The organism is Streptomyces sp. NPDC101227, assembly GCF_044767545.1.
Taxonomy (GTDB): Bacteria; Actinomycetota; Actinomycetes; order Streptomycetales; family Streptomycetaceae; genus Streptomyces.
Window position 1 is genome coordinate 556570 of the sequence record NZ_JBIWOD010000002.1, and the last position, 26574, is coordinate 583143.

The following is a 26574-nucleotide window of genomic DNA, read 5'->3' on the forward strand; positions in this document are numbered from 1 at the left end:
CGCCGCCAGGGGATCCCGTGCTGAGTCATCGCCGGCGTCACCGCTGCCGGGGCACCCGGTTCACCAGAACGAAAGCGCCGGCCTGGCCGCGGCCCTGTACGAGTCGCTCAGGGCGCCGGATGGGGCTTCCAGGGGCGGACGAAGTCGGACAGGGCGCGCTGCGCGGCCGGGGCGATCACCTGGTAGTTGACCGGGGTGCCCGCCGGGTGAAGGAAGTGGTCGAGGCCGGGCAGGATCCGTAGCCCGGGACCGGTGGTGTGGGCCGCGGCCAAGGCCGCGACCAGTGGCGTCAGGGTCCGGCACGGCACGTTGGTGTCCGCGGTGCCACAGGTGATCAGTACGCGGGTGCCAGGGACGACGCCTCGGGCGATGTCCGGCGGATAGAGGACGTCGTCGCTGCGGACGAAGGCGGCGTTGTGCGGACCGAGCGCCGCGGTGAGAAAGGAAGCGATGAAGGGCAGCAGCCTCGACGTTTCCACCGGACGTCCGGCACGGAAGTCCGCGATGGCCTGGGCCAGGCCCTCCTTGTTCAACTCCGCCTGCCCGGGCCAGAGTTCGCCCGCCCTGACCTGCCGGTCCAAGTCGTCCGCGAGCTGACGGCCGAGCGCGTTCAGGAGCCGGGTGTCCTGCGGGGCGATGAGCGCCAGCCCGGCGGGCTTCGGCCGTACGGCGTGGTCGACGAGCAGCGCCTGGAGGCCTCCCTCGCTGTGCCCGACGACGATCAGCTTGTGCGAGTCGGCCTCGGGCTGGGCGCGCAGGGCGTTGTACGCGGCGACAGCCTGGTCGGTGTACGCGGTCATGTCGAGGCTGTCGGAGTTCTTGTACCGGCCATATCCGGTACGGCCCGTGCCGTATTTGTCGAAGCGCAGGCTCATCACACCGTCATCGCCAAGGGCGTTCGCGAGCAGGGCGAGGGTGTGCGGTCTGATCTCAGGCGGCTGGTCGCCGTTGCGGTCCGTCGGGCCGCTGCCGGGGAGCAACAGGGCGGCGGCAAGTTTTTGGCCCGCGAGATGGGCGGGGATGTGCACGGTGCCGTATGTGGTGGCGCCGTCGACGGTGAACTCCACCTGGCGATCACTGGCGGGTATCACGGCCGTGGAACGGGCCGCCGTGGCCGCGGTCGCCGTCACCACGGCCGTCCCCGACACCGGTCCGGCCGCGGTGACGGCGACCGCGGCCATGAGCACGGCCAGTACGCGGCGCCGCCAGGCGCCGGTGCTCACGGGCGGTCGGCTGCTCCTGTGCCGGGTACGGAGCGCGACGCCGACGACGATGGCGAGACCGAGCAGCACCGGCAGCACCGCGAGCACCGGCGACAGCGGCTGGTCGGCGTGCCGGATCGGCCAGGTTATTGGTATGGCCGCGTTGACCAGTAGCGTTCCGCTGTTCATAACGCCGAATCTCCTACCTCCGCACCGTGGCCCGCGCCGCCTGCGGCACATGCGGATGGCCTGAACGAGGTCAGTACGGCCCCGCAGCTGTCCAGAACCGTCGGATCGCCGACGCCATGGGCAACCGCTTCGGCGAGCAGCGTCCGCAGCCGTGTCTCCCACTCGTCGGCGAAACCGGGCTCCGGCGGACCGCTGCGCGCGTCGCGTTGCACCAGGGCGCCGCTCTTGCGGTTGATCCGCAGCAGGCCCTCCCGCCGTAGCAGGTCATACGCCTTGTTCACGGTGTGGAAATTGATGCCCAGATCGACGGCGAGCTGCCGGGTCGAGGGCAGGGAACTGCCTTCGAGCAGTTCACCGGACGCGATGGCCTCAACGATCCGGTTCCGGATCTGCTGGTAGATCGGGACCTCGCTGCTCAGATCGAGGCTGAGGATCACGTTCCGGCTCCCATTGTCGGGCTGTTATATCTTTTATAGAACAGTAAAGCGGTCTGCGGGGGCGGTGAGGCCGTTAAGGACGCGACAAAATTTCGGTGAGGGCTTGCGGTTCTGCGTCGGCCCTGGGCCGGTCGGGATGGTCACCGCCGCGGCCGGGGCGAGGTCCGGTTCTCCCCGATCGAGCGCCGAGCCTCCACCGACCGTGGCTTCACGCGGCACCTTCCGGCCCATCCGCGACCTCCCCGCCCGAGCCGCCGAGCCGCCGAGCCGTCAACCGGAAAACGCACTCGCGAGCCGGGGCCCTCACGGACGACCATGGGCCGCATGAGCGATGAACCCGCACGATGGACCCGGGCAACTGTCTACCCCGACATGTGGGTTGACCCGGACGACGACCCCCGCGACGGTGCCAGTCCGGACGGCGAGCTTGCGACGCTGCTGGACTTCCTGTCGGGCTACCGCATGACCCTGCGCATGAAGTGCGAGGGTCTGGACGCGGAGCAACTGGCCCGTCGTTCGGTTCCGCCGTCGACGATGTCGCTGCTCGGCCTGCTGCGGCACCTCGCCGAGGCGGAACGGGACTGGTTCAACTGGATCAGCGACGATGATCCGCTGCCGAAGCTGTACGGCGAGCGCGACGGGGACTTCGACGGAGCCGTCGGCGAACAGGCCGAGGTCGACGCCGCGTACGCCGATCTGGAGCGCGAGCAGGCCGCCACCGACGCCGCGCTGGCCGAGCACCCGGATCTGGGCGAGCGTCTGCGGAAGGACGGGATCGCCGTGCGGGAGCTGATGGTGCACAGGATCGAGGAGTACGCCCGTCACTGCGGGCACGCCGATCTGTTGCGCGAGTGCATCGACGGAAGGGTGGGCCAGTGACGAGGGCCGGGGGTACATCCGTCGCCGGACTCCCGAAGTAGTCAGACCTCACACACCGTCCGACGGCGCCGGTCTCCGCGCCGTCGGACGGATGGGACGCGTACCCCGCCCTGCCGCATCGGTGAAACGGTGTGGTTCGAGATCGAACTTGTCGTATATGCTGCGGCGAATTTTCAAAACTTCATGCTCAAAGGGCGGGGGATTTCCGGAATGCGCAAGGTGTCGCAGGCCATGGTGAGTGCGATGGTCGCGATGAGCGTCCTCGGCGGCTGCTCGTTCGGCGGAGGCGAGGGCGGGGACGAGAAGAAGAAGGCCCCCGAGAAGAAGCTTGGCGACAAGGGCACGGCGTGCGTACTGCCGGTGCACTTCACCCTCGCGACGTCCTGGAAGGCGGAGGCCATCACGCAGGCAACGGTGGACCAGATGGGTCCGCTCGGCCATCAGGGACCGCTCACGCCCGCCTGCGAGCTCGACGCCAAGCCCGCCGGGAACATCGGGTTCCTCACCGTGTGGTCCGGCACCAAGGGCGCCGCAGCGCCCGGCGGCACCTCCCGCGCCCTGATGAAGGAGTTCGTCGCCGCCGAGCACTTCGAGAGCAAGCTCAAGCTCCGCGAGGTCAAGGCCGGTGGTCTGTCCGCCACCGAGGCCAGCTACACCGTCGCCGACCCGTCCGCCGGCGAGGTCAGGCCCGAACGCGCGCTGGCAGTGATGACCAAGCACGGTGGCGTGGTCCTCCATCTCGGAGGGCTCGACGCGGACGAGCACAAGGCGATGCTTCCGGCGTTCGAGCTGGCCAAGAAGTCCCTCGGCCTGACCTCCTGACTCCTGGCCTCCGCACTCCTGACTCCTGGCCTCCGCGTGCGCTTCATCGCGACAACAACGGTGACGGGCCACAGGAGACCCAGGCGACGGGCAATGGCGCCCCGACGGCAAGAACTGCGCGCGCCGGCCCGGCCGGACCTCCCTCCGGCCGGGCCGTCGCATGCCGTCATCGGGGGCGGGGCGCCGGGCTACGAACCGGCCTTGCGCTTGTTCCACACGTCCACGCCGACCGCGGCGAGCAGCACCAGGCCCTTGATGACCTGCTGCCAGTCGGTGCCGACGCCCACGAGGTTCATGCCGTTGTTGAGGACGCCGAGCACCAGGCCGCCGATGACGGCACCGAGGACCGTGCCGACGCCGCCGCTCATCGACGCCCCGCCGATGAACGCCGCCGCGATGGCCTCCAGCTCGAAGTTGAGGCCGGCCTGCGGGGTGCCGGAGTTGAGCCGGGCCGCGAAGACACAGCCGGCGAGGGCCGCCAGGACGCCCATGTTGACGAAGACGAAGAAGGTGACGCGCTTGTCCTTGACGCCCGACAGCTTCGCCGCGGCCTTGTTGCCGCCGAGCGCATAGACGTGCCGGCCCACGACCGCATTGCGCATGACATAGCCGAGGCCGAGCAGCAGTCCGCTCACGATCAGCATGATCACGGGCATGCCGTGCCAGCTCGCCAGGGTCAGCGTGAACGCCAGCACCGCCGCCCCGATGGCCACGCACTTGAGGATCCAGAGGGTGCGCGGCAGCACCTCCAGTTCGTAGGAGCGCTGACGGCGGCGGTCGCGGACCTCGCGCAGCAGCAGAAGCGCGATCACCAGGAGGCCGATCAGCAGCGTCGGGTTGTGGTACGGGCCGATCGCCTGTGTCTTCAGCTCGATGAAGCCCAGGTCGAGGTGGAGATCGAAGGGCAACGGGATGCTCCAGGCCGGGCCCGCCTCCGGTACGACGCCCTTGGCGAGGTTCTGGAAAGCCTCTGGGAACGGGGAAAGGGACTGGCCCGCCAGGGTGATCTGCGTCAGGCCGCGGAAGAGCAGCATCCCGGCGAGGGTCACGATGAACGACGGGATGCCGAGGTAGGCGATGAAGAAGCCCTGCCAGGCGCCCGCCACCGCGCCGATGAGCAACGAGAGGGCCAGTGCCAGGCCCCAGGGCAGCTCGTGTTCGATCATCATGACGGCCGATATCGCGCCGACGAACGCGGCGACCGAGCCGACCGACAGATCGATATGGCCCGCGATGATGACGACCATCATGCCCATGGCCAGGATGAGGATGTAGCCGTTCTGCTGCAGCAGGTTGGAGATGTTGCCCGGGCGCAGCAGCGCGCCGTCCGTCCAGAACCCGAAGAGCAGCACGATGAGGGCCAGCGCGGAGAGCATGCCGTACTGGCGCATATTGGTGCGCAGCCCGTGCAGCAGCAGCGCACCGGTCGACGGCGGCGGCGCCGCTCCGGTGGCCGCGTCCTCGGGCGGTGTGGTCGTGGTCGTCATGACAGGGGCCTCAGCTTCTGTTCATGGTCATATGACGCATCAGGACTTCCTGGGTGGCGTCGGCCCGCTCGACCTCACCGGTGAGGCGGCCCTCGGCCATCGTGTAGATCCGGTCGCACATCCCGAGCAGCTCGGGCAGTTCGGAGGAGATGATCAGCACCGCCTTGCCCTGCGCGGCGAGCCGGTCGATCACGGTGTAGATCTCGTACTTGGCACCGACGTCGATGCCACGGGTCGGCTCGTCGAGGATCAGCACCTCGGGGTCCGCGTGAATCCACTTGCCGAGCACGACCTTCTGCTGGTTGCCGCCGGAGAGCCGGCCCACCCGCTCGAAGACCGTGGGCGCCTTGATGTTCATCGACGAGCGGTAGCGCTCCGCGACGGACCGCTCGCGGTGCTCGTCGACGGCGCCCCGGCGCACCATGCCCGGCAGCGACGCCAGGGAGATGTTGCGGTGGATGGTGTCGATCAGGTTCAGGCCGTACTGCTTGCGGTCCTCGGTGACGTACGCGATCCCGGCGGCGACCGCGGCGGGCACCGTCCCGGTGTGCACCTCGCGCCCGCCGACCTCGACCGTTCCGGAGACATAACTCCCGTACGAGCGGCCGAAGACGGACATGGCGAGCTCGGTGCGGCCCGCGCCCATCAGCCCGGCGACGCCGACGATCTCGCCGCGCCGCACGGTCAGCGACACGTCGTCGACCACCGTGCGCTGCCGGTCGACGGGATGGCGCACCGTCCAGCCCTTGACGCGCAGGGCGACCTCGCCCGCGTCCGCGCCCTCGTAGCGGGTCCGCTCGGGATAGCGGTGGTCGAGGTCGCGGCCGACCATGCCGCGGATGATCCGGTCCTCGGACACCTCCGGCGCGGCGCCCGGGGAGGCGCGGACGGCGAGCGTCTCGATGGTCCGCCCGTCGCGCAGGATCGTCACCGAGTCGGCGACGGCCCTGATCTCGCCGAGCTTGTGCGAGATGACGATGGCGGCGATGCCCTGGGCGCGCAGCTCCAGGATCAGGTCGAGGAGCTTCGCGCTGTCCTCGTCGTTGAGTGCCGCGGTCGGCTCGTCGAGGATGAGCAGCTTCACCTCCTTCGCCAGGGCCTTGGCGATCTCCACCAACTGCTGTTTCCCGACGCCCAGTTCACTGACCGGGGTCCCGGGTTGCTCGCGCAGGCCGACCCGGGCGAGCAGTTTCGCCGCCCGGCGCAGGGTGCCGTTCCAGTCGATGAAGCCGCCGGAGGTCTGCTCGTTGCCGAGGAAGACGTTCTCCGCGATCGACAGATGGGGGACGAGCGCCAGCTCCTGGTGGATGATCACGATGCCGAGGCGTTCGCTCGCGCGGATGTCCTTGAACGCGACCGGCCGGCCCTCGAAGGAGATCTCGCCCTCGTAACTGCCGTGCGGATGCACCCCGCTGAGCACCTTCATCAGCGTCGACTTGCCCGCGCCGTTCTCCCCGCAGACGGCATGGACCTCGCCCGCGCGCACGGTCAGATCGACGTCGCTGAGCGCCGTCACGCCGGGGAAGGTCTTGGTGATGCCGCACATCCGCAGCACCGGGCCGGCGCCTTCGACGGTGGTGCCCGCGGCCCCGGTCACCTGAGCTGTCCCGCCGTGAAGTACCCCTCGTCCACGAGGAGTTGGGTGTTCTTCTCGTCGACGCTGACCGGGTCGAGGAGGTACGACGGGACGGTCTTGACGCCGTTGTCGTAGTCGGTGGTGTTGTTGACCTCGACCTTCTTGCCGGTGAGCGCGGCATCCCCCATCTGCACGGCCTGCTTGGCGAGCTTGCGGGTGTCCTTGAAGACGGTCTGCGTCTGCTCGCCGCGGATGATCGACTTCACCGACGCCAGTTCCGCGTCCTGGCCGGTGACCACCGGCAGCGGCTGGCTCTTGGTGCCGTAACCGGCACTCTGCAGCGCCGAGATGACGCCGATCGAGATGCCGTCGTACGGCGAGAGCACGGCGTCGAGCCGCTCTTGCCCGTAACTCTTGGTGATGATGTCGTCCATCCGCTTCTGCGCGCTCTCGCCGCTCCAGCGCAGCGTCGCCGCCTTGGCCATGCCGGTCTGCCCGCTGCGTACGACCAGCCGGCCGCTGTCGAAGTACGGGCGCAGCACCTTCATGGCGCCGTTCCAGAAGTACTTGGTGTTGTTGTCGTCCGGCGAGCCCGCGAACAGCTCGATGGTGTGGGACCTGCCGCCCTCTTCGGACCTGCCGGGCTTCTCGGGTCTGCCTGGCTTGCCGAGGTGCAGCTTGTCGACGATGTACTGGGCCTGGAGGCGGCCGACCCGCTCGTTGTCGAAGGACGCGTAGTAGTCGACGCTCTTGGTGCCCATGATGAGGCGGTCGTAGGAGATCACGGGGATGCCCGCTTCGTGGGCCTGCTCGAGCACGTCGGAGAGGGCGGAGCCGTCGATGGCCGCGACGACGAGCAGGCCGTCACCCTTCGTGATCATGCTCTCGATCTGGGCGACCTGGTTCTCCACCTTGTCGTCGCCGTACTGCAGATCTGTCCGGTATCCGGCCTTCCGGAACTGCTTGGCCATGTTCTCGCCGTCGGCGATCCACCGCTCCGAGGACTTCGTCGGCATGGCGAGGCCGACGGTGACGCCCTTGCCCTTCCCGGGTTTGTAGCGGCTGCCGCCCAGGGCCTCCTGGCCGCAGGCGGCGAGGGACAGGGCGAGCAGCCCGGCCACGGTCGCGGCGAGGGCGGCACGGCGGGTACGGGTGCGCATATCAGTCTCCTTCCGGAACGGGGAAGCGGCGCAGCTCACCGGGGTCGCGGGAGCCGAGCGGCGACATACCGCCGTCGGCGCCCAGCCGGGCGAGCAGGTCGAGGACCAGCCGGCCGCGCCGCACCCGTTCCCGGGCGCCGGCCAGAGCGGTCTCACGCAGTTGGGCGCCGTAGGGATAGATGCCGGGCGACTTGCTGAGCCCGAACTTCAGATACAGCGGCGCGCCGCGTCGGATCAGCTCGGCGGCCTCGTACATCCGCACAAAGCCGCCGAGGTCGTCGGGCGCCTCGACATACAGGTCCATCGGGGCGCGGCCGGCCCGGCGGATCTCGGTGAGGTGGTCGAGGGTGAGATCGGACGGCACGTTCAGGGAATCGGCGCCGAGGCGCTCGAAGACGATGTACGACGCCGGGTTGACCGGGCCGATGAGGGCCGACACCTTGAGGGTCGTGTCGGCGGGCAGCACGCCCGCCACGCGCAGCCGGTGCAGCGTCCACAGCACCCCCTCGTCGGCGACGAGCAGACACCGCACGCCCAACTCGGCGGCGCGCAGGGCGTCTTCGACGCAGCCCGCGAACGCATCATGGCCACGGGCGCGCAGCCCCGCGCCGCCCGAGTCGGTGCGGGTGGCGGCGCCGGTGTCCCAGGTGCCGCGCGGGCCGGTGAACAGGCACAGCTCGATATCGCGCTCGGCGCACGACTCGGCCATCTCGGTGATCTCGGTGTCCGTGAGCATCCACACGCCGCTGCCCTGGCTGATGCGGTGGATCGGCACATCGAGCCGTGAGCTCTCCTTGAGCACGGTGGCCAGCGCCTCGGGGCCCTCCACGGAGGGGATCTCGGTGCGCCAGGTGCCGCCGTCGGGGAAGGTGTGCGGCGAGGCGTCGGCGGGGTCGGTGCGGGGCGAGGGGTGACCGATGCGGTCGAGCGCTGCGCCGCCGGGCCTGCGCGGGGCGGCAGGGGCGATCGCGGACGGGCCGATCACGGAAGGGTCGATCACGAGACTCCAATGTTCGGTATTTCGGACGCGGTTCGGGCAGAAGGACATACGGCCGTGCGGGTCGTGGGTGTACGCCGGTACGGAGCGGGCGCGTGCTCCGTACCGGCGTACGTCTTCAGGGCCGGAGCAGCACCTTTCCGGCCGTCGGGTCCCCGCTGCCGACCAGGGCGACGGCCTCACCGAACCGTTCCAGCGGGAACTCGTGGGTGATCAACGGTGCGGGATCGAGCAGTCCTTGGGCGAACGCCCGCACCGCGTCCGACCAGGCGGACGAGGGGGCGCCGAAGACGCTGCGCACCTCCAGCTGGCTGAGCGACAGATGCACCGGGTCGATGCCCTCGGCGCCGGGTGCGAACATGCCGGTGAGGACGACCCGGCCGCCCCTGCGGGCGAGCCGGCAGGAGTCACCGGCCGTGGTGGGCGCACCGGCGGTCTCCACCACCAGATCGAAGCGGGCCACGAGCCCCTTGGCCTCGCCGGGCGTGCGCGCCCCGCTCGCGCCGAAGGCCAGGGCCTGCTTGCCGCGCGCGGACCGGGGATCGATCACGGTCAGTTCTCGCGGCGACGACGCGGCGAGCAGCTGCACCGCGAGCAGGCCGAGGGTGCCCGCGCCGACCACGGCGACCCGCTCGCCGGGCACCGGCCGCCCGGCCCGTACCGCCGCGGCGACCACGGCGGCCGGTTCGAGCAGCGCGGCGGCGCGCAGGTCCGCGTCGTCCGGCAGCAGGTGCAACAGGCGGGCGGGCAGCACGAGATGATCGGCGAAGGCGCCCGGCTCGGTGAACCCGGTCTCCGCATAGCCGTCGGTGCACAGGCTGGTCTCGCCGCACCGGCAGCGCTCGCAGGACCCGCACGCGCGGAACCCCTCGGCCACCGTCCTGCGCCCGACGAGCGCGCCGTCCACTCCCGCGCCGACGTCCTCGACGGTGCCGGACCATTCATGCCCGGGGATCACCGGGTAGCGGACGTAGGCGGCGTCGCGGTGCCCGTCGTACACCTCGCGATCGCTCATACAGATCCCGGCCGCCGCGACGCGCACCAAGACCTCGCCGGGGCCCGGCGCGGGCACCGTGCCGGACACCAGCCGGTGCCGTCCGGGGCGGTCGATGACCAGCGCGCGGCTCGCGGGGGGTGCCGTGGGGCCGGTCACCGGGGTTTCCTCTGCTCCCAGCCGTCGGCCCACAGGTCGAACCGGGCTTTCTGCTGCGGGAATTCCGCCGCCGCGTCCACGTCGAGCTCGACGCCGAGGCCCGGGGCGTGCGACACCTCGAAGCAGCCCGTGGCCGGGTCGACCCCGGGCGCCCCGCGCACCACCTTCTTGATCTCCGCGTCCGCGAAGTCGTTGAAGTGCTCGAGAACCTTGAAGTTGGGGGTGCAGGCGGCGAGCTGGAGGGAGGCCGCGGTCAGCACCGAGCCGCCGACGTTGTGCGGAGCCACCAGCACGTAGTGGGTCTCGGCCGTGGCCGCGAGCTTGCGGGTCTCCAGGATGCCGCCTATGTGGCCCAGGTCGGGCTGGATGATGTCGGCCGCCTGGGACTCGAACAGCTCGCGGAACTCGATCCGGTCATGGATCCGCTCACCCGTCGCGACCGGCAGATCCACCTTGTCGGCGACCTTTTTCAGCGCCTTGAGGTTCTCCGGCGGCACCGGCTCCTCCAGCCAGGCGGGCTCGAAGGGGGCGAGCTCGCGGGCGAGCCGGATCGCCGTGGCGGGCGCGAACCGGCCGTGCATCTCCAGCATCAGTTCGGTCTCGGGGCCGATCGCGTCGCGCACGGCCTCGATCAGCCCCACCGCGTACAGGGTCGCTTCGTGGTCCAGCTCCAGGTGACCGGTCCCGAACGGGTCGATCTTCAGGGCGCGGTAGCCGCGGGCCACGACCTCCTGGGCCGCCTGGTGATACGCCTCCGGGGTGCGCTCGGTGGTGTACCAGCCGTTGGCGTACGCCTTGACGCGGTCCGTCACCTTGCCGCCGAGCAGCTGCCAGACCGGTACGCCGAGCGCCTTGCCCTTGATGTCCCAGCACGCCGTCTCGATCACCGCGATGCCGGACATCACGATCTCCCCGGCCCGCCCGTAGTCGCCGTACTTCATGCGGCGCACCAGGTCTTCGACCGCGAACGGGTCGGAGCCGGCGATGTGATGGGCCTCCGCCTCGCGCAGATAGCCGATCAGGGCGTCGGTGTGCCCGAGCATCCTGGTCTCGCCGACCCCCGTGAGTCCCTCGTCGGTGTGGACCAGGACATACGTGAGGTTCCGCCAGGGAGTTCCGACGACGTGGGTGCTGATTCCGGTGATGCGCAAGGCAGTTGCCCTCTCGCGTGTTCGGTATTTCGTCAGCCGTTCGAGATCGTGGCGTGAACGTAAACAGGCCGTCCAAGGGGTGTCAATGGGTTGCGCGGAGGAGGGATCGTCGGTAGGACGATTGCCCGCCGAAGTGACCTGTGCTTAGCCTGTGTTCGTCATACCGGCAAGGGGCCGGGGTTTCGAACGAAGCAGAGGGGTGGGTGCGCACCCATGGGGCGACACGTTCCGGCAGTGACCCGGGCGCTGGACATACTGGAACTGTTCCTGGAAGGCGACGGCACGCTCTCGTCACCCGACATCGTGCGCAAGCTCCAACTACCGCGCACCACCGTGCACGAACTCGTCACCACGCTCACCGCCCGCTCCTACCTGGTGCCCGTCCCCGAACAGCCCGGCCGCTACCGCCTCGGAGTGCGCAACTACCAGCTCGGCAGCCGGTACGCGGAGAAGCTCGACCTCGCCGCCGAAGGCCAGCGCGTGGCCCGCGAGGTCGCCGAGACCTGCGACGAGACCGTGCACGTCGCGATCCTTGAGGACGTGGACGTCATCTACATCGCCAAGGTCGACTCCATCCACGCCGTACGCATGGTCTCGGCCACCGGCCGCAGACTGCCCGCCCACTGCACCTCCGTGGGCAAGATGTTGCTCGCCTCGCTCGCCGACGACGAGCTGGAGGCCCGCCTGGAGGAGTGCGAGGAGCTGGTGGCCCTCACCCCGAACAGCATCACCGACTCCGACGCGCTGCGCGAGGAGCTCGCCGAGATCAGGATGGCGGGCACCGCCGTCGAGCACCGCGAGGCCAACCCGGACGTCAGCTGTGTCGCCGCCCCGGTCAGGGACGCCTCCGGCGCGGTCGTCGCGGCCCTGTCCATCTCCGTTCCCATGGTGCGCTGGAGCGAGGAGCGGGAGCGCGCACTGAGCGAGCTGGCCGTGAAGGGCGCCGGCGACCTGTCCGTCAGCCTGGGCTACCGGGGCAACTGGTGAGGGCCGAACTCGCGGTACGCGCATCGGCCGAGCTCGGCGAGGGCCCGACCTGGGACACCGCCGCGCGCCGGCTGATCTGGGTGGACATCCTCGGCTCCCGCGTCCACACCTGGGACCCGGCCACCGGCCGCCGCACGGTCATGGCCACCGAGCAGCACGTCGGCGCCGCCAAGCCGCGCGCCGGGGGCGGCCTGGTGGTCAACCTCCGGGACGGCATCGGCCTGTACGACGCCGGGGGCGCGTTCACCTGGCTGGTACGGGACGCGGTGCCGGGCCGCCGCGGCAACGACGCCGCCGTCGCACCCGACGGTGCCCTGTGGGCGGGCACCATGCGCTACGACGAGTCGCCCGGCGGCGGCACCCTCACCCGTGTCGCGCCCGACGGCACCGCCGCCGTACTCCTCGACGACGTTGCGGTCAGCAACGGCACCGGCTGGAGCCCGGACGGCACCCGTGTCTACTACGTCGACAGCCCCACCCGGCGCATCGACACGCTCCGCGTCGAGGGCCAACACATCGTCGAGCGGCGGGAGTTCGCGGCCATCGAGCCCGGCGCGGGCTTCCCCGACGGGCTCACCGTCGACGCCGACGGCGGTGTCTGGGTCGCCCTGTGGGACGGCGGCCAGGTCCGCCGCTACACCCGGGACGGCCGTCTGGACCGGACGGTGCGGCTGCCCGTACCGCGCCCCACCGCCTGCGCCTTCGGCGGCCCGGACCTGCGCGACCTGTACATCACCACGGCCCGCACCGGCCAGAGCCGCCCGCATCCGCTCGCCGGATCGCTCCTGGTGCTGCCGGACGCGGGCCACGGGACGGCCGGCATTCCCTTTGCGGGCTGAGCCGGGACGCGGGGGCGGGGACCGCAGCGCGGCATCGGGCAGGCGCCCCTTGAGTGCACCCGAACGGACCGCCGCACGACGCCACGGCCGAGCTCCGGGCGTTCTTCTGGCGTTCTTCGGGCGCCACCACGCCGAACTCCCCGCGTTCGCCCGTACGTTGACCGGAGACGCCGCGGTGGGGGAGAGAGACGACTTGGTGGCGGACGCGCCGGCCGCCCTGTGGCGACCCAGGCGGCGCGTCGCGTCCCGCCGGGTCAACTCAAGGTAAAGGAAAACTAAAGCGCAACCGTCGCTCGGGCGAAGGGTGTGGCCGCCCCCGCGGTGTCGCCCGATGTGTCGATTGCGAGGCTCCCCGTGGCGGTCAACGGCGCAAATGTAGTGAGCGGACAGCTCATTGGGGCAATCTGCGACGGTGTCGTGCGCCTTTTCATCCGGCCCTAAATTTGATCAATGCCCAGTTTGCATGACTATTGACGATAATTTCCTCCGTCATCAACAGGCAAAGTGCTGGTAAAGTGCTGTTGCGGCTGCGAATCCGACTGCGCCGCAGTGGTGTGGCGTAACGCCCCGAGGACGTGGCGCCGACACATCGCCGCCACACCCCTCCATAGCTCTTGACCGACCCGACCACACCGCGCCCCGGCTGAAGCCGCGCAGGCGCAGGAGGCAGGCCATCATGAAGTCACTCATCGACAACGCGCGCTCCTTCTCGGCCACACACGTGGCCGACCCCCGGCATGCGGAACTGTTCCAGGCCCTGGAGGCCGGGCAGTCCCCGGAAGTCCTGTTCATCACCTGCTCGGACTCGCGCGTCGTACCGGCTCTGATCACCGGGGCGCGCCCGGGCGAGCTCTTCGAACTCCGTACCGCCGGCAATATCGTCCCGGCCTACCCCGGCGCCGACCGCCCCACGGGCGAGGCGGCCACCATCGAGTACGCCGTTCGCGTCCTCGGCGTCCGCGACGTCATCGTCTGCGGGCACTCCCACTGCGGCGCGATAGGGGCGGTGGTCCGCGGCGAGGACCTCTCCGCCGTTCCCGCCGTCCGCGGCTGGCTGGAGGAAGCCGTGCCGCCGCACGCCCCCGTCCGCTCGCTGGCGGCGGCCTCCGCCGATGTCGCGGAAGCCGTACAGGCCCACGCCGTCGCGCAGTTGGAGACGCTGCGCGGCTACCCCTGCGTCCAAGAACGCATCGACGCGGGCACGCTCTCCCTGCACGCCTGGTACTACGAAGTGCACACCGGCGCGGTCAGAGCGCAACAGCCGCACGACGGCGGACTGTCCTTCCAAGCCCTGTGAACCGGCCGCGCACGAATTCGGGGGGACCCTCACTCATGCTTTCTGCTTTCAAGAATCCTGCCGTCCTGCGCCAGGACGCGCTCGCCTCGCTCGTGGTGTTCCTGGTGGCCCTGCCGCTGTGTGTCGGCGTGGCCGTGGCGTCGGGCGTGCCGGCCGAACTCGGCCTGATCACCGGCATCGTCGGCGGGCTGGTCGTCGGCGTCCTGCCCGGGAGCGCGCTACAGGTCAGCGGCCCGGCCGCGGGCCTGACCGTACTCGTCTTCGAAGCCGTCCGGGAGTTCGGACTGAGCATGCTCGGCGCCATTGTGCTGGCCGCCGGAGTGCTCCAGATCATCCTCGGTGTGCTGCGGTTCGGCCGCTGGTTCCGGGCGATCTCCGTTTCGGTCGTACAGGGCATGCTGGCCGGCATCGGACTCGTGCTGATCTTCGGGCAGCTGTACACGATGGCCGGCGTCCAGCAGCCGCGCTCGGGCCTGGAGAAGATCTTCGGCATTCCGGGGCTGGTCGCTGACATCGCCACCAGCCGCTCCGCGCTGACCGCCTTCGCGGTCGGCCTGGGCACCATCATCGTGCTCGTGGGATGGAAGAAGCTGCCCGCCAAGGTGCGGCTGATCCCCGCTCCGCTGGCCGCGGTTGCCCTCGCCACCGCCGTCACGGCGTTCGGCGGCCTGGACGTCGCCCACGTGAAGGTGCAGGGGCTCTTCGAGGCCATCCAGCCGCCCGGCCTGAGCGATCTCGGCTCGTTGGGCAGCGTCGCGGTGCTCGGTACGGTTCTCGCCTTCGCCCTCATCGCCTCGGCGGAATCGCTGTTCAGCGCGGCGGCGGTGGACCGCATGCACGACGGCCCGCGTACGCACTACGACAAGGAGCTGGTCGCCCAGGGCGTGGGCAACACCGTGTGCGGTGTGCTCGGGGCCCTGCCGATGACCGCGGTCATCGTCCGCAGCTCCGCCAACCTCCAGGCAGGCGCGAAGACCAAGGCCTCCCGCATCCTGCACGGACTGTGGCTGCTGCTGTTCACCGTGCTGCTGCCCGCGGTGATCGGGATCATCCCGCTCGCGGCCCTCGCGGGCGTCCTGGTACACGCGGGCTGCAAGCTGATCCCCGTCAAGGAGATCCTCCCGCTGTGGCGCGAACACCGCGGCGAGCTCGTCATCCTCGCGATCACGGCCATCGCCATCGTGACGACAAGCATGTTCGAAGGCGTGGTCCTGGGCCTGGTGCTGGCCGTGGCGAAGTCGGCGTGGGAGACCTCCCACGTCCACGTCGACACCCGCGAACTCACCGGCGGCAGGCTGGTGGTGACCCTCACCGGCAACGCCACCTTCCTCCGGCTCCCCCGCATCCTGCAGACCCTGGAGGCACTGCCGAAGGACCAGCCCATCGAACTCGACCTGACGGCCGTGCGGCACCTGGACCACGCCTGCCGCGCCGCCCTGGAGAACTGGGCCGCCCGCCACAACACCACCGACACCGAACCGGTACGGATGAGGGTGCCGGCCACGGAGAACGACGCCACCGCCACTTCGGCTGGGGCGGCGGGCCGATCCGCGTGACGGTGCCCCTGGAACGGTAGCCGGAGGTCCCGTGTACCGGGGCGGTCCGTAGGCGACGAGCCGCGGGCCGCCCCGGCCGCGTTCAGCCGGAACCCACAACTTCCTACGGCTAGCCGGGACTTGGGGGCGATTGTTGTCGACGTCCGCCTCACCCCATGACGGAGCGGGCCGAACCCTGGGTGACGGGGCGTTTGCGGGAGAAGGCGCCGAGGTTGATGACGTTGCCCGTGTGGTCGCCCAAGTACCGCACGGGGGAGCGGTCGTGGTCGTGGCCGGCCTCCACGCGGTCGATCAGCGTGGCGAGGAACCGGCCCACCAGGGGCGCGTTCTTGAACTGGTTACCGCTCGTGCCCATCGCGACATAGAAACCACCGAGGTTGGTGCGGTCGTAGATCGGCGTCCAGTCGTCGGCCGCGTCATAGACGCCGGAGATGCCGGTGGGCCGGTTGGGGACGGTGAGCCGGGGAAAACGCCGCGCCGCCCGCGTCACCTGGGCCGCGAACCGCCCCGGCGTCGGGTAGGGGCTGGACGCGTCCGGATCCTCGATCCACTCCAGCGGATCGCAGGCGGGTTCGGTGCCGCCGACGAGGACCTTCCCCCCGGCGGCGGGACGCAGATAGACGCCGAGGTCGAGATCGGCGAGGACCGGCCCGAAGGCGTCCCCGGCGCCGTACCCGCGCGGTGCGGCCACCTGATGGACTTCCTGGCGCAGCGGCCGCACCCCCACCGTGAACTCGCTCCCGACGCCGGCCATCCGGTTGAACGCGCCCGACCACGGGCCCGCCGCATTGACCACCACCCGCGCCGCGATCCGGGTGCCGTCGGCGAGCCGCACGCCCGACACCCGGTCCGCGCACCGGTCGACGCCGACGACGGTGCGGTGGAACAGGAACCGCGCCCCGAGACCGGCCGCCGCGTCCGCAAGGTTCTGCGCCGCGAGCTGCGGATCGTCGACGAAACCGGCGTCCGGCGTGAACAGGGCGCCGAGTTCGCCGGCCGGTTCGGCGAAGAACGCATCGTCGTGCACCGGCTTCGGAGGCCAGTACCGGCCCGCATCGATACCGGGCACCCGGCTGCGCAGCGTCGCGGCGTCCCATCGTTCGTAGGGCACACCGGCCCGGTCGAACAGGGCGGCAACCGCCGCCGTCCCGGCATCCGGTGCGTCGAGCAGTACCGCGCCGGTCCGATGGAACGCCGCCACGGGACCGCCGCCGTAGCCGCCCGGATGTGACGCCCAGTCCTCCCAGTGGTGACGCGCTTCCCAGGCCGTGGCGACGCCGTCCCAGGTCGAGTAGTTGAAACGGATGACCGCGCTCGAGGCGCCGGTCGATCCGTGCCCGGCGCCGCCGGATTTGTCGATGACGACGACACGGCGCCCGCCACGCGCCAGCTCGAACGCGACGGCGGCACCGATCACGCCGGCCCCGACGACGACCGCGTCCGCGCCGGCCGGACAGACGTCCGGTTCCTGGATCGTCATCGCGAGGGTCACCGTCCGTTCGGTGGCGTCGGTGGCGGCTGTGGTGCGGGTCCGGCGCTCGTGGGGAAGTGGCACGCGGCCAGGTGCGGCCGCCCGTCGGTGCCCGGCTGCGGATCCCGCTCGGCGCAGATCGTCCGTTCGGGGTGCCGGTTCGGCCCGACCGGGCAGCGAGGATGGAACCGGCATCCGGCCGGTGGCGCCGAGGGATCGGGTGCTTCCCCGGAGAGCTGCGGTTCCCCGGTGCGCAACGGCTCGTGCAGACTCGGTACGGCGGCGAGCAGCGTCCGCGTGTACGGGTGCTGCGGATCGGCCAGCAAGCGCTCGGCCGGGGCCGTTTCGACGATCCGGCCCAGGTACATCACCGCGATGACGTCCGACACATAGCGGACCGCGGCAAGGTTGTGGCTGATGAACAGCATGGACAGGCCCAGCCGGCGCTGCAGATCGCGGACCGTGGTCAGCACCGCCGCCTGCACCGAAACATCGAGCGCCGAGGTGATTTCGTCCGCGATCAGGATGCCGGGACCGACGGCGAGCGCACGGGCGAGGGCCACCCGCTGACGCTGGCCGCCGGACAGCTCCCGCGGCAGCCGGTCGCCGAGCCGCGCATCGAGACCGACCAAATCCAGCAGTTCGGCGATGCGCCGCTCGCGGGCGCGCCCGTCGAGCCCGCGGAACGCGCCCGCCGCCTCGGCCAGCGTCTGACGCACCGTCATCCGCGGGTCGAGCGCGGTGTCCGGGTCCTGGAACACCATCTGGACCCGCTGCCCCAGCCGGCGCCGGTCGCCGACCGTACGGCTGCGCACCTCGCGCCCGTCGATCCAAAGGCGCCCGCCGGACAGCGGGGACAGCCCCACGACCGCCCGCGCCAGACTCGACTTCCCCGAACCGGACTCGCCCACCAGGCCGACGGTGACACCCTCCGGCACCGCCAGCGACACCCGGTCCACGGCCGTGACCGCGCCGCCCGGCCCCTCGTGGCGGACGATGACCTCGTCCAGCGTCAGCCCCGTCATGATGTCTCGGCCTCCCTCGGCTCCTCCCGCGACGACCTCGCCGACAGCGGATACCAGCACGCCACCTGATGGCCGGCACCGAGCGGGGCCAAGGCCGGATCCTCCGTCACGCACCGCTCCCGCCGATGGGCGCACCGCCCGTGGAACGGACAGCCCGTGATGTCGTCCGGCACCTCGGACGGCGTTCCATCGGCCGTACGCAGCGGGCGATTCCGGTCAACGGCCATATCGGGCACCGACTCCACCAGGGCGCGGGTGTACGGATGGCGGGCACCGGTGGCGAGGCGCCCGGCCGGCAGGTTCTCGACGACCCGCCCCCCGTACATGACCAGGACCCGGTCGCACAGCTGCGCGACGAGGGCCACGTCGTGACTGATGAACAGGACCGCGGTGCCGGCGTCGCGCCGGATTCCGGCGAGCAGCTCCACGATTCCGCGCTGCACCGTGACGTCGAGCGCCGTCGTCGGCTCGTCCGCGATGATCACCTGAGGCCGCATCATCAGCGCCGTCGCGATCATCACCCGCTGCCGCTGCCCCCCGGACAGCTGGAACGGGCGGGACCGCAGCAGCCGGCGCGCACCGGGCAGGGCGACACGCTGCAGGCTCGCCACCGCCCGCTCGGCGGCCTCCGCCCGGGACACCCCGCGGTGCGCCCGCACCGCCTCGGTGACCTGTGTGCCGATGCGCAGCGCGGGATTGAGCGACGAGGCCGGATTCTGGAAGATCATCGCCAGGCCGGTCGCGAGCTGCCGGTGCCGCGCCCTCCGCGTCAGGGCCGCGGCGTCCGTGCCGAGGAAGCGGTGGGTCCGCCAGGTCGCCCGCGCCCGCTCCGGCAGCAGATCGGCGATCGCCAGCGCCGTCAGCGACTTGCCGGACCCGGATTCACCGACCAGCCCCACGATCTCGGCGCGCCGCAGGGCGAGCGTGACACCGCGCACCGGGCGGACCACCCCGTCCGCCGTAGGGATGACCACCTCCAGGTCCTCGACCCGCAGCACGTCATCGTCATCGTCCGCCACCGGGTCCCGCGCGTCGGACGGCCGGGGCGCCGGCTCGGCCGCGCGGGGCGGACCGCCGCGTCGGGCGACACCGCCGGCCAGCACCTCACCGAGCAACTGGAAGGCCAGCCCGGCGTAGACGATGGCGATACCGGGGGCGACCGCGGACAGCGGTTCGACGTAGATCCGGGTCAGCCCCTGGCTGAGCAACAGCCCCCAGTCGTACGCGGGCGCCTGCACGCCCAGCCCGAGAAAGCTCAGCCCGGACAGCGCGACGAGCATCGCACCGGCGGAGATCGTCGCATTGAGCATCAGCGGTTCGGCGATGTTCGGCAGGACATGACGCAGCAGCAGCCGGTGGCGGCGCAGGCCCAGGACGCGCGCCGCCGCCATGAAGTCCGTGCCCGCGACGCCGGCGGCGAGCGTCTGCGCGATCCGCGCGAAGCCCGGCGTGGCGGCGACGGCCAGCGCGAACACCGCGCCGCGGGCCCCCGCGCCGAAGATCACCGAGCAGAAGATCGCGACCAGGAGGCCGGGGAACGCCAGCAACAGATTGATCAGCGCCCCGAGCAGCCGCCGGCTGCGCCTGCCCACGACGGCGGTGAGCGCCCCGAGCGTGATCCCCACCGCCGCGCCGAGCAGCGCCGCGGTGAGCGCCAGCAGCAGGGACAGCCGGGACGCGGCGAGCACCCGGGCCAGCAGATCGCGGCCAAGATAGTCCGTGCCCAGCAGATGCGCCGCGGACGGCCCCTGCAGTACCGCCGACGGGTCCGGACGATCCGCCGCCGGCCCCCAGACCAGGGGTCCGATGACGGCCAGGACGGCCAACGACCCGAGCATCGTCACCGCGACGACCGCCATCGGCGAGGACCACCGTGACCGGGCCGCGCGCAACCGTTTCCGGGCGGCGGAGCGCGGCGCCCGCACGGGCGGCGAAGGCATCATGGCGTCAGCTCTCCCGGATGGCCGAGCGGGGGTCGAGCAGCGCGAGCACCACATCGACCAGGAAGTTCGCGACGAGTACGGCCGAGCCCAGGATCAGCACCGCCGCCTGTACCACCGCATAGTCCTGCGTGACGGCGGACTGCGCGATCGCCGACCCGATACCGGGCCAGGCGAACACCTTCTCGACGAGCACGGTCCCGGCGATCAGGGCGGGCAGCAGATTCCCCGCGATCGTCAGCGACGCGGTCAGCATGTTCGGTGCCGCGTGCCGCAGGTAGAGCGAGGCGGCCGGCAGCCGCTTCCCGCGGGCGGCCCGCAGATAGTCCTCGCCCAGGACCTTCAGCGTCTCCACCCGCACGATCCGCAGCAGAACGGCCGCCGGGGCGAGCGCCAGCGCGAGCATGGGCAGCACGAACGACGCCGCACCCACATCGCCCGCGACCGGGAACAGGTGCAGCCCGACGGCGAGCCCCGCCGTCAGCCCCGCGGCGAGAACGAAGTCCGGCAGGCCCGCCACCACCGACGTCGTGGTCGTGAACACCAGCTCCGCGCGCGGCCGCCGCCCGTCGCGGGTGAGGACCCCGGCGAGCAGACCCCCCGGCAGGGCGATGACGAGCACGCACAGGAACGCCAGGACCGCGAGCTGCAAGGTGGCCGGCAGCCGCGTCCTGACCAGGTCCGACACCGGGTCGCCGGTCACCAGCGACACCCCCAGCTCGCCGTGCGCCAGATCGCGCAGATAATGCCGGTACTGCGTCAGCAGCCCCTCGTCCAAGTGGAGTTCATGCCGTTTCGCCGCCACCAGGCCGGGCGCGGCGTCCACGCCGAGCGCGGCGCGGACCGGGTCGCCGGGAATCAGACGGATCATCGCGAACGAACCGGTGACCACGATGAACAGCGAGACGATCAGCCGCGCCACCCGCCGGCACAGAAACACCGGCCACGGGTGCCGCCGCGCCATGGCGCCGAGCCACGCGGGCACGGTCGTCATCGGTGAACCTCCTCGTCGGAACGGCGGTTATCGGTGCAGCCGGATGCTGGTCGGCACGATGCCCCCGCCGAAGCCGACAGCGAACGTCGTCCGGTAGCCGTAGACCACGCTCGTACCGTCCGCGATGGGCAGCGCGTCCGCCGAGCGGAACAGCGCCGCGGCGGCCTCGTTCCACGTCCGGCAACTGTCCTTGTCCGCCTGGCGCAGGGCGCGCGCGACCAGCCGGCGGTACTCCGGGTTGTCGATCCCCGCGAAGTTCAGCCCCTTGTCCGGCGGCGGCCCGGAGAAGTACCGGATGAGTTCGGACGGCAGGGGCGGCCCCGGCGAACTGCCGACCACCACATCGAAGTTCCCGTCCTGGTACATCGCCTTCACCAGCGCGTTCAGACTCTCGCTGACGAGCTCGACCTGCACCCCCAGCGCGGTCCACGTCGCGGCCATCAGCTCCGCCACCGACGGCAGCGTCGAGCCGAGGTCGGGGCTGCTGAGCAGGCGAAGCCGCAGCGGCCGGCCGTCCTTCGTCAGCCGGCCGTCGGCGTCCTTCCGCCAGCCCGCGGACCGCAGCGCCCGCGCGGCGTGGCGCGCGGGCAGGCTCGTCGTGGCCACGTCCGCATGGCAGACGGCGTTCGTCGCGGTCAGGCCCGTCGCGGGCGTTCCGCTGCCGCCGACCGCCACATTGGCCAGTCCCTTGCGGTCCAGGGCGGCCACGAGGGCCCGGCGGACGGCCGGGTCGCCGAGCGGACGGCCGCCGCGCTGATTGAAGAAGGTCAGCCCCACCATCGTCGGCACCTCGGCCGTGGCCAGGCCGCGGCCGGCGAGCCGGGCGCGGTCGGGACCGGTGACCTTCGCCATGTTCACTCCACCGGTGAGCAGCAGATTCGCCGCGGTGGACTCCTGCGGCACCACCGAAACGACGATCTTCGCGGGCTGACCCGGCGCCTCGTTCGACGCCCCGCCCGGACCCCAGGCATAGCCCTTGCGCACGGTGAACACGTACGGCCCGCCGGAGCGGTACCCGCTCAGCACGTACGGGCCGGTGCCGTTCGTCCCCCTCTCCAGCGACCGGGGATGCGCCAGCCCGCCGGGGCAGACGACGGGCAGCACACCGATCGTCCGGGTGATGAAGCTGTACGGCGACGACATCCGCACCGCCACCGTGCCCGCCGCATCATCGGCCGTCGCCGTGAACGGGACACCGGGCAGCGCCGCCTGCGCGCCGACGAGCCGGTTGCGCGGATCGCCCGCGTACGTCAGCGACCGTGCCACCGCGGAGGCGGTCAGCGCCGTACCGTCGGAGCAGGTCACGCCCCGGCGCAGGGTGAACGTCGCCGAGGTGGCCGTCGTCCGCCACCTCCTGGCCAGACCGGAGACCAGCGCACCGCGCGGCGACACATTGACCAGAGAGTCATAGGCGTAGCGGGCCACACCCGTACCGAACTGGGAGTACGGGTTGAAGCTCGTGGTCTCGGAGGCGGCAGCGACCTTGACGGTGCCGCCGACGACGACCGGGGAACGCGTCGAGGACGTGACACCGGCCCCGTCACAACCGGCCAGCCCCACCGATACGGCGGCCGCGGACGCCACCACGGCCGACCGCGCAGCGGCTGATGACACAGTGCGACGGCGCATGGCGCTCATCGTGCCACCACAACGGCTCACGCCCGCGCGGCACTTCGGCGCCGCACGTCCGTCGAGCCGACCAAACCCACCGTTCGGGTGACCACGGCGGTATCCGCCATTCGCGACACGCGCTCGTGACAGCGCCCGTCCCCTGACCCACACTTGCCCCATGGCGACGCACGCACCGGACCCGGCCGGGGAGACCGCGGCCAAGAAGCTCGACCGCCTCGCGGCCGCCTACTGGGACTTCCTCCTCTCCCGGGAGCCGCTGCTGCGGACGCGACGCGGGCTGCCCGTCGAAACGCTGCCGGGGGTATCCGCCGCGGAGGCCGCGGAACGCACCCGCTTCGCCTCGGGCATCCAGGACCGGCTCCGCGCACTCGACACCGCCGGCCTGCCCGGCCCCGACGCCGACACCGCCGGCTTCCTCGCCGCACTGGCCGAACAGGACGTGCAGGCGGGCCGCCACCACTGGCTGACCCCGACCGCGACCCCCTACCAGCTCTTCCGCCTCCCCCTGTACGGCGACGTGGTCTTCCGTCCCTACACCTTCGACGACGGAGCCGACGCGGACCGGTATCTGACTCTCGTGCACGACCTGGCCCGCTCCGTCGACACGATCGCCGACAAGACAGCCGGTCAAGCGGCCCGCGGCTTCCGCATCCCCGCCCCCGCCCTGCCCGGCGTCCGCACCACCCTCACCGGCCTGCGGGCCCGGACCACACGCTACGTCGAGGCCGACGGCGAGCGGCTCGCCCGCCTCACCCCGGCCGCCCGCGGGCGACTGCGCGACGGCATCCCGCGGCTCGTCGCCAAGGAACTGCACCCGGCATTCGACCGCCTCCTCGCCCTCATCGACGATCCCGCGTACGTCCGCCAGGCCCCCCAGGCCGTTGGATGGGCCCACTACGACGGCGGCGAAGAGGCATACCGCTCCTTCGTACGGACTTACACCACCGGCGACACACCCCCGGAACGCCTCCACGAACTCGGCCGGGAGCACTGCCGCGAACTCGCCGAGCGGATGCGCGAGGCCCGCACCGCGCTCGGCTTCGCCGGCCCCGAGGCGGCCTTCCACCAGCGGCTGGCCACCGACCCCCGCCTCTACGCCGCCACACCCGACGAGGTCGAAGCCCGCTACCGCAGCCACCTCGACCGGCTCACACCGCTGCTGCCGCGCTGGTTCGCGACCCTGCCCCGCGCTCCGTACGGCGTGGCCCGCCTCGACCCGGCGCTGGAGCCGGCCATGACCTTCGGCTACTACGAGCAGCCCACCGCCGCGCGGCCGGTCGGACGGTACCGCTACAACGGCTCGGACCTGGCGAACCGCTCACTGCTCGGCTCCGCCGCCCTCATCTACCACGAACTGGCCCCCGGACATCACTTCCATCTCGCCCGCCAGGCCGAGAACTCCGCGCTGCCCGACCTGCGGCGGGAACTGAACGTGTTCGGCGCGTTCGACGAGGGCTGGGCGGAGTACGCGGCCGGCCTCGGCTGGGAGATGGGACTCTACGACGACCCGTGGGACGCCTACGGACGCCTGGCCCACGAGCGGTTCACGGCGCAACGCCTCGTCGTCGACACGGGGCTCAATCTCGGCACGATGACCATCGACCAGGCGAGGGCCTTCATGCGCGCCCATTGCACCGAATCCGATGCGCAGATCGCCACGGAGCTGCTGCGCTATGCGACCGACCTCCCCGGCCAGGCACTGACATACCGCGCCGGCTACGCGGAGTTCACCTCCCTGCGGGCACGGGCCGAAAGCCGCGCGGGCGCCCGGTTCGACGTCCGGGCCTTCCACGAGTCGGTCCTCGAAGGGGGCACGCTGCCGTTCCCCGCCCTGTCCCGCCGCGTGGCGCGCGAGCTGTCCTCGCGCGACGATTTCCCTGCCGACGCGCCGGCGGCGCCCTGACCGCGGCCCCAGGACCGGCCGCCGCCCGAGCAGTGGTGTGCGGAGGAGGGAGGGACGGATGCGTCCAGGCAGGTATGCCACGAACATGATGCTGGCGCTGGTCAGCCGGGACTGGGCGGGGCTCGCCCTCGCCCTGCCGCTCGCCGCGGGCGGTGGCTGGTGCACCGCGCTCGGCGGCGCCTGGGCCGTCCCGGGCGGCCTCCTGCTCGGCGTCGCCGCGCTGCTGGCCGTCGGCTCCCTGCGGCACCTGGTGCATGTGGCACGGGCCGGAGCGAGCAATCCGCCGCCGGGCCGGATGGTCGACGTGGGGGGCTACCGCATGCACCTCCTCGCCGAGGGCGAGTCCGCCACCAGGCCCGCGGTGGTGTGGATGCCCGGCGGCCACGCCGCGGGCCAGGCCATGCACCATCTGCACACGATGCTCCGGGAGCACACGCGCTCCATCCTCGTCGACCGGCCGGGCTCGGGATGGAGCGACGCCGGCCCCTTCCCGCGCACGACGGCGACCGAAGCGGCCGAACTGCTCACGGCCCTGGAGCGGGCCGGCGAGGAAGGGCCCTTCGTGTTCGTGGGGCACTCCTTCGGCGGGCTGCTCGTCGCCAATGCCGCCAGGCGCCGCCCGGACCTCGTCGCGGGTCTCGTCCTGCTCGATCCCACGCCCCCCGACGTCATCACCTACGGCCCGCCGAACCCGGCGCTGCGGCAGTCCGGCCCCCGCCTCTTCCTCCGGAGCGCCGTGCGCAAGCTGTTCGGCATCCACCCCGGCACGGACGCCGAGAGCCCGCCCGCCGCCGGCGCCAGGACGCGGGCCGACTGCGCGGCGGCATCGATATTCCGCGAACTCACACCGGCCGGAATGGCAGGCGCCGGCTGGCACACCATGGTCTACGACGGCGACCTCGGGGATCTCCCCCTCCTCCTCGTCGCACCCCGCGATCTGACCGGAGGCGAGCAGCTGCTCGACCTGGCCGCTGACCCCGAAGAGGCCGCCCGGGTGCGGCGCTTCTACCTCACCACCCGGGAACGCTTTCTCTCGACCTCCACCATGGCCAGGCGGATCCACACTCCGGAGGGAACCGGCCATGGCTTCCCCGACGAGGTCCCCGGATTTGTCGCGGAAACCGTGCGGACGCTACTGAACGAACTGGAGTCGAACCGGCCGGCGCCCTCGTCGTAGGCCCCCGGAATTTCCGGCGGGCGGCCGGCTTTCCACCGCTCCCGACGCCTATACGGCGGCGCTGGCCTGAATTCGTCGAACCCTGGCGGGCCATGTACCCGAAAGGGTGAATAGGTCCGGAGCTATTTGGCTCCGCCCGTCAAGCCTCGGCTATGGTGTGGGAAGTGGGTGGTAAGTTCCAGGAAGCGGAAATTCCTACTATTCCGTAGCGTCGATTCGAGTGGTACAACGTGAATTGTGGGAGGAGTGAATTCCTCCCTTAATCGGCGTCGGCCGAATACTTTCGTCCACTGAACTATGCGCTGTTTCAGTGCGCGCCGGGGTTGAGGTATTCGTACTGCGCACATAAACGAGAAGGATGTAAGACCATGCCGCCTGTAGTGCCTCCCTTCCTGATCGGGCTCATTGCGGCTCCCCTCGCCAAGAGGCTGTTCAAGCCGCTGGTGCGGGGCGTCGTCAAAACGTCCGTGGGACTGGCGATGGAAGTGAAGAAGGCCGCCCATGAGGCCGGCGAGGGGATCCAGGACCTTGCCGCCGAAGTGGCCGCCGAAATGGTCACCGCCCAGATGATCCCCGCGACCGACGGCGGCTACGCCGGCGGAGCCGACACCGAAAGCAAGAGCACCGCCAAGCCCCGTCCCGCCGCCGCGAGCAAGGCGAACTGAGCGCGGACCGCCGCCGGCCCGGCGTCTGTGTGGGC

The 26574-nt window shown here is 71.3% G+C and carries 22 protein-coding genes; 9 read left to right on the forward strand and 13 right to left on the reverse strand.

Annotated features, from left to right (window positions below):
* Nucleotides 1–107: 107 nt before the first annotated feature.
* Together ACIRPT_RS06275 and ACIRPT_RS06280 are read right to left on the reverse strand one after the other, a co-directional pair.
* Nucleotides 108–1391, reverse strand: coding sequence for an alpha/beta hydrolase (locus tag ACIRPT_RS06275; RefSeq protein WP_403823015.1), 1284 nt, complete (start codon nt 1389–1391; stop codon nt 108–110).
* Nucleotides 1388–1828, reverse strand: coding sequence for a GntR family transcriptional regulator (locus ACIRPT_RS06280; protein ID WP_403823018.1), 441 nt, complete (start codon nt 1826–1828; stop codon nt 1388–1390). Before ACIRPT_RS06280 ends, ACIRPT_RS06275 begins: the two co-directional genes overlap by 4 nt.
* Nucleotides 1829–2143: 315 nt before the next feature.
* On the opposite strand from ACIRPT_RS06280, the gene ACIRPT_RS06285 reads away from it, so the two are divergent.
* Both ACIRPT_RS06285 and ACIRPT_RS06290 read left to right on the forward strand, forming a co-directional pair.
* A complete protein-coding gene (locus ACIRPT_RS06285; protein ID WP_403823020.1) occupies nt 2144–2707 on the forward strand; it encodes a DinB family protein in 564 nt (187 codons plus the stop codon).
* Between the two features lie 210 nt (nt 2708–2917).
* On the forward strand, nt 2918–3529 hold the full coding sequence (locus tag ACIRPT_RS06290) for a lipoprotein (protein ID WP_403823022.1): 612 nt from the start codon (nt 2918–2920) through the stop codon (nt 3527–3529).
* Nucleotides 3530–3717: 188 nt separating this feature from the next.
* Here ACIRPT_RS06290 and mmsB read toward each other — a convergent pair whose 3' ends face one another.
* The 6 genes from mmsB to ACIRPT_RS06320 form a co-directional block, all read right to left on the reverse strand.
* Nucleotides 3718–5016 carry a multiple monosaccharide ABC transporter permease gene (mmsB, locus tag ACIRPT_RS06295; RefSeq protein WP_403823025.1) on the reverse strand — a complete coding sequence of 433 codons (1299 nt, stop codon included), beginning with the start codon at nt 5014–5016 and terminating at the stop codon, nt 3718–3720.
* A gap of 10 nt (nt 5017–5026) precedes the next feature.
* Complete coding sequence (gene mmsA / locus ACIRPT_RS06300) at nt 5027–6562, reverse strand: multiple monosaccharide ABC transporter ATP-binding protein (protein ID WP_403823396.1); 1536 nt, start codon at nt 6560–6562, stop codon at nt 5027–5029.
* Nucleotides 6563–6609: 47 nt separating this feature from the next.
* Complete coding sequence (gene chvE / locus ACIRPT_RS06305) at nt 6610–7752, reverse strand: multiple monosaccharide ABC transporter substrate-binding protein (protein WP_403823028.1); 1143 nt, start codon at nt 7750–7752, stop codon at nt 6610–6612.
* Between the two features lies 1 nt (nt 7753).
* Nucleotides 7754–8752 (reverse strand): hypothetical protein, encoded by a 999-nt coding sequence (locus ACIRPT_RS06310; RefSeq protein WP_403823031.1) that lies wholly within the window; start codon nt 8750–8752, stop codon nt 7754–7756.
* 115 nt (nt 8753–8867) lie between these two features.
* Nucleotides 8868–9902 (reverse strand): zinc-binding dehydrogenase, encoded by a 1035-nt coding sequence (locus ACIRPT_RS06315; RefSeq protein ID WP_403823034.1) that lies wholly within the window; start codon nt 9900–9902, stop codon nt 8868–8870.
* Nucleotides 9899–11053: a mandelate racemase/muconate lactonizing enzyme family protein gene (locus ACIRPT_RS06320; protein WP_403823037.1), complete on the reverse strand. Its 1155-nt coding sequence runs from the start codon at nt 11051–11053 to the stop codon at nt 9899–9901. Before ACIRPT_RS06320 ends, ACIRPT_RS06315 begins: the two co-directional genes overlap by 4 nt.
* A gap of 213 nt (nt 11054–11266) precedes the next feature.
* Here ACIRPT_RS06320 and ACIRPT_RS06325 point away from each other — a divergent pair, with 213 nt between their 5' ends.
* The 4 genes from ACIRPT_RS06325 to ACIRPT_RS06340 all read left to right on the forward strand — a co-directional run bounded on the left by ACIRPT_RS06325 (nt 11267) and on the right by ACIRPT_RS06340 (nt 15732).
* Nucleotides 11267–12040, forward strand: a complete 774-nt coding sequence (locus ACIRPT_RS06325; protein ID WP_403823040.1) for an IclR family transcriptional regulator — start codon at nt 11267–11269, stop codon at nt 12038–12040.
* Nucleotides 12037–12879 carry an SMP-30/gluconolactonase/LRE family protein gene (locus ACIRPT_RS06330; RefSeq protein ID WP_403823043.1) on the forward strand — a complete coding sequence of 281 codons (843 nt, stop codon included), beginning with the start codon at nt 12037–12039 and terminating at the stop codon, nt 12877–12879. Before ACIRPT_RS06325 ends, ACIRPT_RS06330 begins: the two co-directional genes overlap by 4 nt.
* A 676-nt stretch (nt 12880–13555) precedes the next feature.
* Nucleotides 13556–14176 carry a carbonic anhydrase gene (locus tag ACIRPT_RS06335; protein ID WP_403823045.1) on the forward strand — a complete coding sequence of 207 codons (621 nt, stop codon included), beginning with the start codon at nt 13556–13558 and terminating at the stop codon, nt 14174–14176.
* 35 nt (nt 14177–14211) lie between these two features.
* A complete protein-coding gene (locus tag ACIRPT_RS06340; protein ID WP_403823048.1) occupies nt 14212–15732 on the forward strand; it encodes a SulP family inorganic anion transporter in 1521 nt (506 codons plus the stop codon).
* A 148-nt stretch (nt 15733–15880) separates the two neighbouring features.
* Here the strand turns inward: ACIRPT_RS06340 and ACIRPT_RS06345 are convergent, their stop codons facing one another.
* The 5 genes from ACIRPT_RS06345 to ACIRPT_RS06365 form a co-directional block, all read right to left on the reverse strand.
* Complete coding sequence (locus ACIRPT_RS06345) at nt 15881–17287, reverse strand: NAD(P)/FAD-dependent oxidoreductase (protein WP_403823051.1); 1407 nt, start codon at nt 17285–17287, stop codon at nt 15881–15883.
* Nucleotides 17221–18228, reverse strand: coding sequence for an oligopeptide/dipeptide ABC transporter ATP-binding protein (locus ACIRPT_RS06350; protein ID WP_403823053.1), 1008 nt, complete (start codon nt 18226–18228; stop codon nt 17221–17223). The genes ACIRPT_RS06345 and ACIRPT_RS06350 overlap by 67 nt, the downstream gene beginning before the upstream one ends.
* On the reverse strand, nt 18225–20087 hold the full coding sequence (locus ACIRPT_RS06355; RefSeq protein WP_403823056.1) for a dipeptide/oligopeptide/nickel ABC transporter permease/ATP-binding protein: 1863 nt from the start codon (nt 20085–20087) through the stop codon (nt 18225–18227). The genes ACIRPT_RS06350 and ACIRPT_RS06355 overlap by 4 nt, the downstream gene beginning before the upstream one ends.
* Before the next feature lie 88 nt (nt 20088–20175).
* Nucleotides 20176–21162, reverse strand: coding sequence for an ABC transporter permease (locus ACIRPT_RS06360; protein WP_403823059.1), 987 nt, complete (start codon nt 21160–21162; stop codon nt 20176–20178).
* Nucleotides 21163–21189: 27 nt separating this feature from the next.
* Entirely contained in the window at nt 21190–22791 is a 1602-nt protein-coding gene (locus ACIRPT_RS06365) for an ABC transporter substrate-binding protein (protein WP_403823062.1), read from the reverse strand.
* A 160-nt stretch (nt 22792–22951) separates the two neighbouring features.
* On the opposite strand from ACIRPT_RS06365, the gene ACIRPT_RS06370 reads away from it, so the two are divergent.
* From ACIRPT_RS06370 to ACIRPT_RS06380, 3 genes are all read left to right on the forward strand, one after another.
* Nucleotides 22952–24697, forward strand: a complete 1746-nt coding sequence (locus tag ACIRPT_RS06370; protein WP_403823065.1) for a DUF885 domain-containing protein — start codon at nt 22952–22954, stop codon at nt 24695–24697.
* Nucleotides 24698–24755: 58 nt separating this feature from the next.
* A complete protein-coding gene (locus ACIRPT_RS06375) occupies nt 24756–25874 on the forward strand; it encodes an alpha/beta fold hydrolase (RefSeq protein WP_403823068.1) in 1119 nt (372 codons plus the stop codon).
* A gap of 368 nt (nt 25875–26242) precedes the next feature.
* The gene (locus ACIRPT_RS06380) at nt 26243–26539 is read left to right on the forward strand and encodes a DUF5132 domain-containing protein (RefSeq protein ID WP_403502997.1); all 297 of its coding nucleotides are present in this window, start codon (nt 26243–26245) and stop codon (nt 26537–26539) included.
* Nucleotides 26540–26574 lie beyond the last annotated feature (35 nt).

Excerpts from the sequence above, each read along its gene's own strand:
- ACIRPT_RS06365 (WP_403823062.1), bottom strand. The coding sequence starts at position 22,791 with ATGCGCCGTCGCACTGTGTCATCAGCCGCTGCGCGGTCGGCCGTGGTG.
- ACIRPT_RS06335 (WP_403823045.1), top strand. The coding sequence starts at position 13,556 with ATGAAGTCACTCATCGACAACGCGCGCTCCTTCTCGGCCACACACGTG.
- ACIRPT_RS06325 (WP_403823040.1), top strand. The coding sequence starts at position 11,267 with ATGGGGCGACACGTTCCGGCAGTGACCCGGGCGCTGGACATACTGGAA.
- ACIRPT_RS06290 (WP_403823022.1), top strand. The coding sequence starts at position 2,918 with ATGCGCAAGGTGTCGCAGGCCATGGTGAGTGCGATGGTCGCGATGAGC.
- ACIRPT_RS06285 (WP_403823020.1), top strand. The coding sequence starts at position 2,144 with ATGGGCCGCATGAGCGATGAACCCGCACGATGGACCCGGGCAACTGTC.
- mmsB (WP_403823025.1), bottom strand. The coding sequence starts at position 5,016 with ATGACGACCACGACCACACCGCCCGAGGACGCGGCCACCGGAGCGGCG.
- ACIRPT_RS06340 (WP_403823048.1), top strand. The coding sequence starts at position 14,212 with ATGCTTTCTGCTTTCAAGAATCCTGCCGTCCTGCGCCAGGACGCGCTC.
- mmsA (WP_403823396.1), bottom strand. The coding sequence starts at position 6,562 with ATGTGCGGCATCACCAAGACCTTCCCCGGCGTGACGGCGCTCAGCGAC.
- ACIRPT_RS06375 (WP_403823068.1), top strand. The coding sequence starts at position 24,756 with ATGCGTCCAGGCAGGTATGCCACGAACATGATGCTGGCGCTGGTCAGC.
- ACIRPT_RS06380 (WP_403502997.1), top strand. The coding sequence starts at position 26,243 with ATGCCGCCTGTAGTGCCTCCCTTCCTGATCGGGCTCATTGCGGCTCCC.
- ACIRPT_RS06350 (WP_403823053.1), bottom strand. The coding sequence starts at position 18,228 with ATGACGGGGCTGACGCTGGACGAGGTCATCGTCCGCCACGAGGGGCCG.
- ACIRPT_RS06360 (WP_403823059.1), bottom strand. The coding sequence starts at position 21,162 with ATGACGACCGTGCCCGCGTGGCTCGGCGCCATGGCGCGGCGGCACCCG.
- ACIRPT_RS06370 (WP_403823065.1), top strand. The coding sequence starts at position 22,952 with ATGGCGACGCACGCACCGGACCCGGCCGGGGAGACCGCGGCCAAGAAG.
- chvE (WP_403823028.1), bottom strand. The coding sequence starts at position 7,752 with ATGCGCACCCGTACCCGCCGTGCCGCCCTCGCCGCGACCGTGGCCGGG.
- ACIRPT_RS06275 (WP_403823015.1), bottom strand. The coding sequence starts at position 1,391 with ATGAACAGCGGAACGCTACTGGTCAACGCGGCCATACCAATAACCTGG.
- ACIRPT_RS06355 (WP_403823056.1), bottom strand. The coding sequence starts at position 20,087 with ATGGCGGTCGTCGCGGTGACGATGCTCGGGTCGTTGGCCGTCCTGGCC.